A 12,138-nucleotide genomic window follows, 5' to 3' on the forward strand; every position below is an offset into this window, starting at 1 on the left:
ACAATGAACGTTGGCAATAACATTAACGAGCAGCCCAGAATACGCGACGCCGCGCGCACGGCGCAGAGTATCTTGCGTGCAGCTCAGGAGCTGTTCGCCGCCCAAGGATATACGACCACAGGCGTTCGCGAGGTCGCAGCCTTAGCAGGCGTAAACTCGGCGCTGGTGCGCCGCTATTTCGGGTCGAAGGAAGGACTGCTTCGTGCAGCTGTCGAGGAGTTCCTGATCATCGACGTCTTCTTCGAGGGAAACCGGGGGGACTTCGGCGCCCGTTCGGTCAGGCTCCTCCTCAATGCAGAGACGCTACCCAACCCGGTCGCGATGATGATTCTGGCGACAGCAGATCCAGCCGCGCGCGCGCTGTGCGCTGACCTGCTTCATGATAAGATTATTAAGCCGTTAGCCGAATGGCTCGGGGGCGCTGATGCCTTGGCGCGTGCTGGCCAGCTAAACCTGCTTTGGGTCGGCTACATGGTGGCGCGTCAGATCCTGCCGACGCGACCTGTCCATGATTTTGAGGAGGCCACGTTGCGCTGGCTGTCTGAGACGACGCAAAAGATTGCCGATGGCGCCACGGCACCAGAAACAGCGATCAAACAATTGGACGGGGTTGGGTAATGACGATCGAGACCCTCGCCGATCGTATTGCGATCTGCGAACTCAAGGCACGCTACTGCGGCTTGCTCGGCACAAAGCAGTGGGACGCGTGGTCGAACTTGTTCACTGAGGATTTCGCGCTCGACACGTCCGAAGCAGGCGGCCCGCCGCCTATCGCCGGGCGCGATGAAGCACTCGCCTCGGTTCGGGCGTTCATCGAAGCGGCGCGGACAGTGCACCATGTACACGCACCGGAAATCAGCATCGATCGTAATATTGCGCATGGGATCTGCGCGATGCAGGACCGCGTCGTCCTCGGCGCTGGCCCCAGCCTGACCGGCTACGGCCACTACACCGAAACCTATGTAAAGCGCGACGGCACCTGGCGGATTGCGGCAAGTAAACTCGCTCGACTGTTCATTGATTTCAAAGAAGCGGAGGCGGCGTGAAGGGCGAAAGTCTCGCACTTGTCACCGGGGCGAGCGGATTTGTCGGCAGCCATATCGTCCGACTTCTGACGGCGCGGGGCCGCAAGGTCCGTGTTCTGCTCCGGAAGTCCAGCAGCCAAGCGGCCCTGCACAATCTGCCGATCGAGATCGTTTACGGCGATGTGCTCGATCCGGCATCGTTGCAGGCAGCGATGCAGGGATGCGCCACTGTTTTTCACAGCGTCGTCGATCCGCGCTTCTGGCTTACCGACCAGACGCCGATCTTCCGGAACAATGTCGACGGCCTGGTCCATGCCATGGACGCCGCGCTCGCTTGTGGCGTGAACCGCTTCGTTTTCACCAGCACCATGGGAACATTGGGACTCAACCCCGATGGACCAGTGACCGAAGACATTCCGTTCAACTGGCTCGACCGCGCCCCGCCCTACATCAGGGCGCGCCTCGAAGCCGAAAACCGCTTTTTCGAATACTGTCGTCAAAAGGGCTTACCGGGCGTCGCGCTCTGCGTTGCCAACACCTATGGTCCGCAGGATTATCAGCCGACACCGCACAACGGCCAGCTGTGGCAGATCGCTCAAGGCAAAGCCAAAGTTGCCCTCGATGTGGCCCAGCCGACGGTCGACATCCGCGACGTCGCCGAAGCTGCAGTTGCGGCGGAAACGCGCGGCAGAACCGGCCAGCGCTACATCATCGCCAATGAGTTCATCGGTGCGCGCGCATTCCATGCGCTTGCCACGGTGGATCGCGGCACCGCCGCGCCTATGCTGATCTCCTATCGCACCGCCCATGCAATCGCGTGGGGCGTCGAGCGGGCAATGAAACTCCTGCGTCGCAAGGATTATGTCGTCAGTACCGACGCAATTTTCCTGTCGAAGGTCTTCCGGGGAATGGACAGCAGCAAAGCGCGCCGCGAACTCGGCTGGGCGCCGCGACCGATTAGCGAGACCGTGCGCGACGCGGTGAACTGGTTCGCGGCGCACGATGCCGAAATAAATTAGTCAGACCATCGCATGACGATGCAACGTTTTCTGGCATCGGGCGTCCCAAAACACAGGCACACAGGCACACAGGCACACCCTACGCGGCGAGCAATGTCTGTCTTGAAGCGCGCTGAAAGAGTCACCCGACTACCAGCACTTGGCGCAGTGCTGACCAGCGCTTTGATGGACCGACACTGGAATAAAGGACTCTTGTCCCAGCCGAGACTCGACCTGCACCTTCGGCTGACTTGGGCAGGCCAAGAATCGCAAGCAGGGTGGCGATGGCTAACCGATTCGCAACCGGCGCTGGTTTGCCACCACCATTTTCGAACAGTACCGAAGCGTTGTTTGCGCCACGGCCACAGGCGTAATCCCGAGCCTGCCCGTCAGGAACGCGGTTTGCAACTGTGCCGCCGCTTGCATTTTCTCGGCAACCATCAAACGCGCTTCTTCGGTTCCGGCAACGCCGCCCGTCGCGATTTTTGCGAGCCGAAGACCGATGACGCTGTTCGCGTCCATGCCGAGCTTTAAGGCGTCGAAGCCGATTCCTATCCATATGGCGAACAGCGAATTACGCATTGACTGACTTTCTTGATTGATCGCATCACCTCCCCGGTGAATGCGAGCGACGTTCTGATGCATGGAAAATGAGTGGGTTTTAGGCTATCCCGCGCGCCCCTGAACTACACGAATAATCGTCAGATTTGAGGAACCTCCGATACGGTCCTTAGCCCCCGCAAGCGCGCTCAATGCCGTACAGCTCGGCCAATGTAGCCGGACCCCTTACCCCTCGAACCACCCTGCCCGATCGATATATTCGTCGATTCGCGCGATCAGCCCGTCGCGGATATCGACCACGATGCATACCGGCCAGCCCATCCATTTCCCTTCGTGCGTGCGCGCGTGCCAGTTGAGTTGCTGGACATAGCCGGCGGAAGTTGCCTGGCGGCGCACGTCGGAAATGCGGCGCTCGGGAAAATGGGCGGTCATGGCGGCCCAGCTTTGCGCGGCTTCATCGCGGGTCATTTCAAGGCGGTCGAAGCCGTGCCAGATAACCGCATCTGCTGCGTAGCAGTCGCACGCTCCCGCAACATCGCCTGCCACCAGCGCGGCGTACATACGGTCGATCACGTTCGTCTCGGTCATGCGGGCATTCCAGGAACAACAAAAGCAAGAAACCGGTCTGCGAGGACGTCGAGCATCAACGGATCGCGGGCGATGCCGGAATCGAGCGCGGCATGGTTGCTCTGGTCGAGGATTTCGTAAACCAACAACCACGCCTCGAGCCAGCGACGGCGGTCCCCAGCGTTGGAACCGTCGAGCGCAAACGCCGGAATTGCCTCGCCTATCTCTGCGATCCAGGCATCGATTTGGGCATGCGCCTGCCTGGTAAATTCGGGCTCAATGGCAGCAGCCTCGACAAAGACACGCAGCAGCATGCGGTTGGCGTGATCGGCAGCGAACAACCGTTCGAGCCAGCCGTGTACAGCGCCACGCGACCGCCAGTCGATCTCGCGCACGCGTAGAAGGTCCGGCCCCGCCTCGACGACGTTGCGGTCGAACAGCGCGGTCGCGATGTCGGCCTTGCCCCGGAAGTGGCGATAGAAGGTCATTCGGCTGACCCCGGCGACGGTCGCAATGTCCTCGACCGACACCGGCGAGTAGCCCGACCGACCGAACTGCTCGACCGCAGCAGCGAGCAGACGCTCGCGGCTGTCGGCCTTGCGCTGTCGATGGAATGCCGCCAGCCCCGTGACCTGCGTTTCCTGAGACAAGTCGAACATATTTATTCCGCCGCGAGGGCATACGCCTCGACCGCCGCCACCGGCCCGATGAATTGGCCGGGATAACGCCCGGTGAACTCGCCCCGGTCGAACGTGGGCTCGCCATTCACCAGGGTCAGCCGCATCGGCGCGGGATCGCGCGTGTAGCGATAGGTGCGCCCGCCGGTGCCGTCCCACACGTCCCAGGTCTTGATCTCGGGCCGCATCTCGATTTCGTCGAGGTCGAACACCGTGATATCGGCGGCCTTGCCGACCTCGAGCACGCCACGGTCGTGCAGGCCGAAAAAGTCCGCAAGCCGCCCCGTGAGCATGTGCACGCCCTGCTCGATCGAGATGATCTTGCGGTCACGCACATAGTCGGTGAGCAGAAAGACATTATAGCCCGCGCCGCAGAACAGCTTCCCGTGCGCTCCCGCGTCGCTGACGTTGGCGAGAGAATGCGAGTCTTCGAGCAGCTTTTCGAGAATCGGCTCGCTTTTTTCCCACGATTTTTTGAGGATAACCGATTCCTGCCCGTTGTTGAGCACCCAGTCCGCCAGCGCGTCCGACGCATGCGCCGTGCCGGTTTCGGCCATCACATCGGCGAGCGTGACGCCGATGGGGCCATAGCCAGATTCGCTTTCGCGCAAAAACAGGGCGGAAGGCACATGCAGATAGCTGTGCGCGAACTGGTTGTTCCATGATTCACGGGCGCGGTCCCGCCACACGGGATCGTTGAGCATGACCACCTTCGCGTCCCAGCCCGGCGTGTTGACGAGCTCCTGCCACACCGGATTGCCGTTCTGGCCAAAGACCAGAGTCCGTCCAAAATTGATCACCGAGGTCGGCGACAGCACGTTGAAGCTGGTGTAAATCTCCAACCCTTCCGCCTTGAACTTCGCGTGCAGTGCCTCGGCGCGCGGCAGTTGCGGGGCCATATATTCGAGTGTCGGCATCCCTGCCCATTGCATCCGGATGCCGGCATCCTTGGCGAGACGCCCGAAGCGTTCGAGCATGTCGTTGGCAGACATCCGCATGAAATAGTCCAGAATGACCTGGAAGGTGGCGCCGGGATAGCGCCCGATCACGCCAAGCAGGGCGGCAAATTCGGCATCGTCGGCAAGCTGCGACGGCAGCGGCCGTTCAAACTTGTCATAGTCGAGATAGTTCGACGAAAGGCCCATTGCGCCTGCCGCAAGCGCATCGTCAAGCAAATCGCACATCGCCGCGATTTCGGCCGATGTCGCCGCCCGCGTCCAGGCGTCCTGTCCCATCACCGACAGGCGCAGCGGAATGTGACCGCAAAACGCGCAGAAATTCATCGGAACACGCACGTTGCGCTGCATCGATGCCTTGTATTCGCTCCACTTGGTCCAGTCCCATGGCACGATTTCGCGCATCGGTTCTTCGGGGATGTCCTCGAAGTAATTGAAGATGTCGATGACGTCCTGCTTGCCCTCGGCGCTCTGCGGCGCGGGGGCCATCGAGAAGCCGCAATTGCCGTTGATCGACGTCGTCGCGCCATAGCCGGGCAATGGATCGAGGTTGGGCGACCACCAGACGCCCCCGTCCCAGTGATTATGGGTTTCGATGAGGCCGGGCGTGACAAAACAACCGGTCGCATCGACCGTGCGCTCGCCTTTGGATGCGACCAGCCCCTTGCCGATCTCGACGATCTTGCCGCGCGCGACGCGCACGTCGGCCGGATAGGCAGGTGCGCCCGATCCATCGACGACAGTGCCGCCCTTGATCAAAATCCGGATTTCCATGGCCGTTATCCTCTGCCGCCGCGCGAGTCTCGCTCGCTACTGTGACAGGGTGTAACGATAACGGAATGGACTGTAAAGTTGACGTGCTAGACGGTGCCGACACCGGTTACGGGCGACCCGACCGCCCCCGGCAAGCGCAACGGCGGCGCGGTGAACAGGAAGCGTGCGCGACCATGCGCGCGGAGCCAGTCGGCAAGATCGGACAGCAGGAACAACTCGCCCAGCGGGATGCCGAGCTTGAACAGGCAAAGATGATGAAGCGGAATATGCGTGCCGTGTCCGTCGGGCACGCTTGTCGGCGGAAGGACTTCGACCGCCTCATTATCCGAAACCAGCGCAGCGACACCCGAATCGTCGATCCAGCGCTGCAGACGCTCATCGGCCCCGTCGAGTCCGGCGCACCGGTGCTGCTCGAACGACGCGCGAGGATCGCCGTAGCGCGCGAGCAAGGCACGGTCAAAGCCGGTGCGGAAGCAAAGCACGTCACCGGTCTCCACCTCGATCGCGTCGGCCTCGAGGATCGACATCAGCCGGTCGTAGCCGACGGCGACCCGCTCCAACCCGACATGGCTGAACAGGTCGATCATCACGCCACGTGCCTGTAACGCTGTGGCCGCCATTGTTTCGATCCCCAGCGCGCGGGCCCCATAAGGCGCCGGGAGAGCGGCCTTGCCGTGGAGATAATCGACCGGGCCGCAGATATGGTCGGGCGCGCGATAGCCATTATAGTAAGTGACGTCGCGGGTGCCGTCGCCATGTCCGTCGTGCAGCGCGCCGATGTGGCACAGGCTGTCCCATTGCGTCGAGAACTGGAGCGAGATCAGCGCCTTGTCGTCGCACACGACATCGTCCTGCCCCGGCGTCACGCGTGCCATCGGATAATTCATTGTCGGGTCGTCGCCGCGCAGGAAATAGCCGATCTCGGGCGACTTGCGGCGCGGGTGGAGTTCGACATGACGCGGGCAGTCGAGCGGTAGCGACAGGCAGAACGCAATCCCCTCGCGCACTTCGGCCGCGGCGGCACGACGCCGTTCGGGGGTGATCAGATTGAGGCGCCCGATCTGGTCGTCAGGACCGAAGTCGCCCCAGTTTGACCCTTCGGGTCTGGCAGTCCAACGATCGGTCGGCGATGCGGTCATAAGTTCGCTCTAGCCTCTGCCTTCGGCGAACGTCACGCCGGGATAGTTGCCGAGAATGATGCTTTCCATATCGCCATAGCCCTTGTTCTCGCCCTCGCGTATTCGCACCGGCCGGTCGCGGATTTGCCAACGGTAGTTCTCGGTCGTTTTGTCGGGGTGGTTGACATCGTCGATGCTTTCGCCGTCGAGGAAGTCCTCGCCCTTGAAGCTGCCGTGAAGCTGACCTTTCCACGCGCCGTACATACCGGGAAGCAGGCGGAAGCCCATTTCACTGTCGATCGCCTCGATCTCGAAAATGCGTTCGATCACCTCCCTGCCCTTGCCCGCCACGAACACATGGATACGCCCCTGAATCGCGGCCATGTCGATCGTGCGATAGGTCATTTCAGGATAAAGATGGAGGATCGGCGTCTGTTGCCCGTCGGCCTCGTTGATGAAACCGCTGAGAAATTGTGGCGGACCGTCGCCGCCGAAATCGCGGAAATAATAAGCGAGCTCGTAGCGGCTACCGTCGGGACGCACGATTTGCGACACCAGCCAGTTGAAATGATAATTGCTGCCCGCCTTGCTCGCCGAGGTCGGTACCAGATTGCCGGGAACGAGGTCTGTCGGATCGAGACCCACATGTTCGCGAATGCCCCAGCTGTGGTCGCGGAACCCGTACCAGTCGCCGGGCTCGACGGTGATGCGTTCGCCCTCGATCTCGATCCAGCCTTCGACCGTGCCGCCCTGATGATAGCGGATGACATCGGATGCGGTGCGACCGCCCGCGAGCACGATATCGCGGTTTTCGAAAAAGGCGGGCAAGTCGGAGGTGAAAATCAGGTCGTAGCGGAACGGCTGAGCGCTGTTTTCGGCGACGGCGATCCTGAGCTTGCGGAACGGCTCGATCACTTCATAGCACAGCGGCCCCACCACCATCTCGTCGATCTGCGGCAAGAGAACGCGGCTGGCGCGGACTGTGCGCTGCGTCGTGCCGCGCTGGATGCCGGCAAAGCCGTCCATGACGTTGCGGTTTGTGTATTTGCCGAGCCCGAAGCTGGCCTGCAACGCCGCATCTTTGCGCATCAGCGTGAACCAGATCTTTTCGGTCCAGCTCCGGTCGCCGGTCCCGACACTCGCGTGCGTGTTGACGACCTGGTGGTTAAAGAATTCGTCGGCACCGATCAGGGCCGAAATCGTGGGAACCATGATGGAAGTCTCCTTGGCCAGCCGGCTCAGAGGTGGGTGAGGAGCGTGTCGATCAGCACGAGATTGCGGTCGAGCGGCACTTTCCACTGGAGGAAGCGCGCATCGGCGCTTTTCCCGCTGGTATAGAGGTAATGGCCATAGGCGATGATCGCGGACATTTTCGCGACAGCGGCAATTTCGTGCCATTCGATTCCGGCGGTGGGACGCCCGGTCTTGGCAGTCCAGTTCGCAATAATCCGGTCGCGGGTCCACATACCGGGGTAGCCGCAAGCGCGATTGGCCGGATGGTTGTCCGACGCAAAGAAGAACAGGATATAGCCGAGGTCGGCAAGCGGGTCGCCATTATAGGCCAGTTCCCAGTCGAGCACGGCGGTCAACGCGCCCGCGTCCCACATCAGATTGGCCAGTTTGGGGTCGCCATGGACGACAGCAACCGGCCCCGACCGTGGTGCAGGCACAGCAAGCAGGCGGTCGATCTGCGCGACCAGTTCGGGACAATGTGCCGCGCATGCCATGTCCTGCCAGCGCCGCGCCTGATCCTCCGGGCCGATCGTCGCTCCCAGAACGTCGAGCGGTGCGCTGCGGGCCAGGCCGCAAAAAAGGTTCATCCATGTTTCACACATCGCCGCGCGCGCTTCGGGCGAAGCATCGGCGAAACTGGCCTGGGGTTGATAGTCGTTGACCTCCTCGCCGGCGACGCGCGCCATCACGAAGAAGGGATCGCCGAGGACGGCGGTATCTTCGCCCGTCCAGAGAATTGCCGGAACCGGCAAACCCTGCGCTGCCGCCGCTCCATAGATGCGTGCCTGGGCAAGGACGTCATGACTGCCAGGCATCAGCGGCTCGGCCGACGCGGGCAGTCGCAATATCTGATCAAGTCCTTCGACCAGATAGGTCTCGTTCGAATGGCCCGTCGAAAACGCTCGGATGCCCGTAATGCCGCCGCCGTCAGGCAGGACGCGCGTCAACCCGTCCCGAATCAAATCCAAATCGCGCATGCCCATCCTCTCGCGATTGAACATCGTGCATTGCATTAGCGCGCGCAAGCGACAATGATTGCGTCGTGATGCAAGCGACATGTGTTCTCGATGCCGACAATTATCTGGGCGAGTCGCCGGTCTGGTCGGTTGATGCCCAAGCCCTGTGGTGGGTCAATTGCGAGCACCCGGCTGAAATCCTTCGCTGGGTGCCGTCGACGCAGGCGCTCAACCGCTGGCCGATGCCCCAGCGCATCGGGGGCCTCGCGACCAAGGCCGACGGCGGTTTGGTCGTCGCGCTTGCAGACGGTATCTATGATTTCGATGCCGTCCGCGGCACGGTGACGTTACGCGCGGCGTCGCCGCTTCCGGCGCATGTGACGCTGCACGAATGTCACTGCGACCGGCACGGCCGGTTTTGGGTGGGCGCGTTCGATCATCGTTTTCCGGCGGACCGCAGCGCTGCGGGCGGCGCATTTTTCCGGCTGGACAACCAAGTTCTCACGCCGGTTATCGAGGGCATTGCAGTCGCCAATGGTCTGGCTTTCAGCGCTGACGGTCGCACGATGTTCGCGGCCAGCACCCCGCAACGTACCGTCAAAGCATTCGATATCGATCCGAGATCGGGAGCGTTGTCGAACGAGCGCATCTTTCTGTCGCTGCCCTCGGGGGACGGCCATATCGATGGTGCCACGGTCGATGCCGAAGGGGGCTACTGGCTGGCCGTCGTCGCCAGGGGCGTCATCCGCCGCTACTTGCCCGACGGCGCGCTCGACCGAGAAATTACCCTGCCCTGCGCGAACCCGACCAAGCCGGCATTCGGGGGCCGCAGCATGGAGACACTGTTCGTCACTTCGACGCAGATGCGTATCGGCCCCGACGGGCCGGGATCGGCAGCGAATGGCGGACTGTTTTCGCTCAGCCCCGGCGTCAAGGGGGTTGCCGAAGCCCATTTCGCCGGATGAAACCGCCGTCGAGTGCAATATTTTCCGCGAAGACTCGGCAAGTTAATGCTATTCCCCTGTTGCATTTCTTTTTAACAGCCGGATAAGAACGGCTATGAACGCACCGGAGACAATGAGGATGCCTGGCGCGCGATCGAAGAGTTGGGAGGGCTGCAATGTATCTTGCGCCTGACGGCGACGAGCTCGAAATCGCACAGGCGGCGGCAGGGTTTCTTGCCGAAGCGATGTCGATCGAGCGGCTGCATGGGGCGGCTTGCGCCGATATGAGTGCCGATCTGCGCCATTCGCTGGGGTCAATGGGCTGGTTCGCGCTGGCGCTGCCCGGACACGCTGGCGGCAGCGGGCTGTCGGCGGTCGAACACGCGCTGTTCTTCCGCGAAGTCGGGCGGCAGTGCGGTCCGGTCGATGTTCTCGCGCAATGCCTGGCCGCAACAATTGTCGACGACAACGCCCTGCGGAGCTCGATCGTCAGCGGCGATGTGGGGGTCGCGCTGGCGGTCGGGGACGGAACGGGCCTCCGCATTTTTGGCTCGGAAAATGCTGCATTCATGCTGCAGCTCGGACGAGATCGTTCGGACCTGTACACGTTTAAAAATAGCGCAAGCGAACCGCGCGCCTCGCTCGATCCGGCAACCTCGATACGTGTTTCGGACAGGGTGCCGACAGTCGCATCTTCCGAAACGGGCGACCGTGCATGGAATCTCGGTCAGCTCGGAACGGCAGCGATGTTGGTGGGGATTGCCGAGGCATCGCTCGACCAGATCGTCGATTATGCCAAGGTGCGCGAGACCTTCGGTAAGAAAATCGGGTCATGGCAGGCGGTGCGCCATCCCTGCGCCGACATGGCCGTGCGGCTCGAAGCGGCACGCGCGCAGCTCTGGTTTGCGGCAACAGCGATGAAGGAAGGGCGTGGCGACGCCGGCGTCCACCTCGACGCCGCCAAATATCTCGCCAACCAGGCGGCGCTGGCCAATGCCGACACCAATATCCAGCTGCACGGCGGCATCGGCGTGACCGACGAGCATCACGCGCATTTGTATTTGAAACATGCGCTTGTCCTTGCCCGTCTGTTCGGCGGGCGCCGCGAAGTGCTCGGGCGTTTGCTCCACGCCGAGGTAGAAGACTGACATGGACCTGCAATATTCCGCGAGCGATCGCGACTTCCGCCAGCAGGCGCGGGCGTGGCTCGCCGCCAATGTGCCGACAAAGCGTCGCCCCGCCAACGGACATACCTCGGCGCAATACGACCGCGACTGGCAGCGCAAGCTGTACGAGCATGGCTGGGCAGGCGTCGCCTGGCCCAAAGAGTACGGCGGGCTGGGCCTGACCGGGCTGCAGCAGGTCATCTGGTATGAGGAAATGGCCCGCGCCCGTGCGCCGCATTACATCAACACGACCTATGTCGCGCTGATGCACGCCGGGCCGACGCTGATCATGCGCGGCACCGAAGAGCAAAAGGCGTTTCACTTGCCCAGGATACTGTCCGGCGACGCGCTGTGGTGCCAGGGATTTTCGGAACCGAATGCCGGATCCGACCTCGCCTCGCTGAAAGCGCGCGGTACGATCGATGGCGATGACATCGTGGTGTCCGGGGCCAAAATGTGGACGACCGACGCGCAGCACGCCGATTACCAGGAACTGCTTGTCCGCACCGATCCCGAGTCGCACCGCCACAAGGGCCTGACCTGGATTATCTGCGACATGAAGTCGCCCGGGATCGACATCAAACCGATCCGCACCATGCTCAACGACGAGCACATCAACATGGTCTTTTACGACGATGTGCGAATTCCCAAGTCGAACGTCGTTGGCGAAATCGATGGCGGTTGGGCCTCGGCATTGGCGACCTTGTCGCTGGAGCGGGGACTGGGCTTCATCGGCGATCAGCTCGAACTCTACGAGCGCGTCGGACGCGCGACCGATATGGCCGGCAAGCTCCGTCTCGAGGACGGCACGCTCGCTATCGACGACAGCAGCATCCGGCAGAAGCTTGCCGCGCTCAAGGCCGATGCGCTGGCGATCCGCGCGATGACGCTCGCCGACATCGCCGAAACCGACCGCACGGGCCAGCCGGGGCCGAAAGGTTCGATGATGAAGCTGCTCGTCACCTCCGCACACAAGGCGCTGAGCGAGCTGGTCGGCGATATGATGGGATGGGATTTCCTCGAGTTCGACGGCGACCGAAGTGCCCATCCCTGGACCTATGATTATCTTTGGAGCTGGGTCTTTTCGATTTCGGGCGGCACCAACGAAATCCAGCGCGAGAACATCGCCGACCGCGTGCTACATTTACCCCGGGCGCGCTAGG

13 protein-coding genes are annotated in these 12,138 nt (G+C 62.2%); 6 read left to right on the forward strand and 7 right to left on the reverse strand.

Annotated features, from left to right (window positions below; genetic code table 11):
- The first annotated feature begins 3 nt into the window (after positions 1-3).
- Genes M0209_RS05810 through M0209_RS05820 form a run of 3 tightly spaced genes read left to right on the forward strand, consistent with a single transcriptional unit; the run spans position 4 to position 2,044 of the window.
- On the forward strand, positions 4-618 hold the full coding sequence (locus M0209_RS05810) for a TetR/AcrR family transcriptional regulator (RefSeq protein ID WP_258887344.1): 615 nt from the start codon (positions 4-6) through the stop codon (positions 616-618).
- The gene (locus M0209_RS05815; protein ID WP_258887345.1) at positions 618-1,046 is read left to right on the forward strand and encodes a nuclear transport factor 2 family protein; all 429 of its coding nucleotides are present in this window, start codon (positions 618-620) and stop codon (positions 1,044-1,046) included. The genes M0209_RS05810 and M0209_RS05815 overlap by 1 nt, the downstream gene beginning before the upstream one ends.
- Entirely contained in the window at positions 1,043-2,044 is a 1,002-nt protein-coding gene (locus M0209_RS05820; RefSeq protein ID WP_258887346.1) for an NAD-dependent epimerase/dehydratase family protein, read from the forward strand. The genes M0209_RS05815 and M0209_RS05820 overlap by 4 nt, the downstream gene beginning before the upstream one ends.
- A gap of 267 nt (positions 2,045-2,311) precedes the next feature.
- Here the strand turns inward: M0209_RS05820 and M0209_RS05825 are convergent, their stop codons facing one another.
- The 7 genes from M0209_RS05825 to M0209_RS05855 all read right to left on the reverse strand — a co-directional run bounded on the left by M0209_RS05825 (position 2,312) and on the right by M0209_RS05855 (position 8,886).
- Entirely contained in the window at positions 2,312-2,668 is a 357-nt protein-coding gene (locus M0209_RS05825) for a hypothetical protein (protein ID WP_258887347.1), read from the reverse strand.
- Between the two features lie 141 nt (positions 2,669-2,809).
- Positions 2,810-3,172 carry a nuclear transport factor 2 family protein gene (locus M0209_RS05830; protein ID WP_258887348.1) on the reverse strand — a complete coding sequence of 121 codons (363 nt, stop codon included), beginning with the start codon at positions 3,170-3,172 and terminating at the stop codon, positions 2,810-2,812.
- On the reverse strand, positions 3,169-3,810 hold the full coding sequence (locus tag M0209_RS05835) for a TetR/AcrR family transcriptional regulator (protein ID WP_258887349.1): 642 nt from the start codon (positions 3,808-3,810) through the stop codon (positions 3,169-3,171). Before M0209_RS05835 ends, M0209_RS05830 begins: the two co-directional genes overlap by 4 nt.
- Before the next feature lie 2 nt (positions 3,811-3,812).
- On the reverse strand, positions 3,813-5,558 hold the full coding sequence (locus tag M0209_RS05840) for an amidohydrolase family protein (protein WP_258887350.1): 1,746 nt from the start codon (positions 5,556-5,558) through the stop codon (positions 3,813-3,815).
- 86 nt (positions 5,559-5,644) lie between these two features.
- Positions 5,645-6,697, reverse strand: coding sequence for a cyclase family protein (locus tag M0209_RS05845; protein ID WP_258887351.1), 1,053 nt, complete (start codon positions 6,695-6,697; stop codon positions 5,645-5,647).
- Between the two features lie 9 nt (positions 6,698-6,706).
- On the reverse strand, positions 6,707-7,888 hold the full coding sequence (locus M0209_RS05850; RefSeq protein ID WP_258887352.1) for a hypothetical protein: 1,182 nt from the start codon (positions 7,886-7,888) through the stop codon (positions 6,707-6,709).
- A gap of 26 nt (positions 7,889-7,914) precedes the next feature.
- The gene (locus tag M0209_RS05855) at positions 7,915-8,886 is read right to left on the reverse strand and encodes a phosphotransferase family protein (RefSeq protein WP_258887353.1); all 972 of its coding nucleotides are present in this window, start codon (positions 8,884-8,886) and stop codon (positions 7,915-7,917) included.
- Between the two features lie 68 nt (positions 8,887-8,954).
- On the opposite strand from M0209_RS05855, the gene M0209_RS05860 reads away from it, so the two are divergent.
- The 3 genes from M0209_RS05860 to M0209_RS05870 all read left to right on the forward strand — a co-directional run bounded on the left by M0209_RS05860 (position 8,955) and on the right by M0209_RS05870 (position 12,137).
- Positions 8,955-9,830 (forward strand): SMP-30/gluconolactonase/LRE family protein, encoded by an 876-nt coding sequence (locus M0209_RS05860; protein ID WP_258889578.1) that lies wholly within the window; start codon positions 8,955-8,957, stop codon positions 9,828-9,830.
- A gap of 155 nt (positions 9,831-9,985) precedes the next feature.
- Positions 9,986-10,957, forward strand: a complete 972-nt coding sequence (locus M0209_RS05865) for an acyl-CoA dehydrogenase family protein (RefSeq protein WP_258887354.1) — start codon at positions 9,986-9,988, stop codon at positions 10,955-10,957.
- Between the two features lies 1 nt (position 10,958).
- Positions 10,959-12,137 (forward strand): acyl-CoA dehydrogenase family protein, encoded by a 1,179-nt coding sequence (locus M0209_RS05870; protein WP_258887355.1) that lies wholly within the window; start codon positions 10,959-10,961, stop codon positions 12,135-12,137.
- Position 12,138 lies beyond the last annotated feature (1 nt).

The organism is Sphingomonas sp. SUN039 (assembly GCF_024758725.1).
GTDB lineage: Bacteria > Pseudomonadota > Alphaproteobacteria > Sphingomonadales > Sphingomonadaceae > Sphingomonas_O.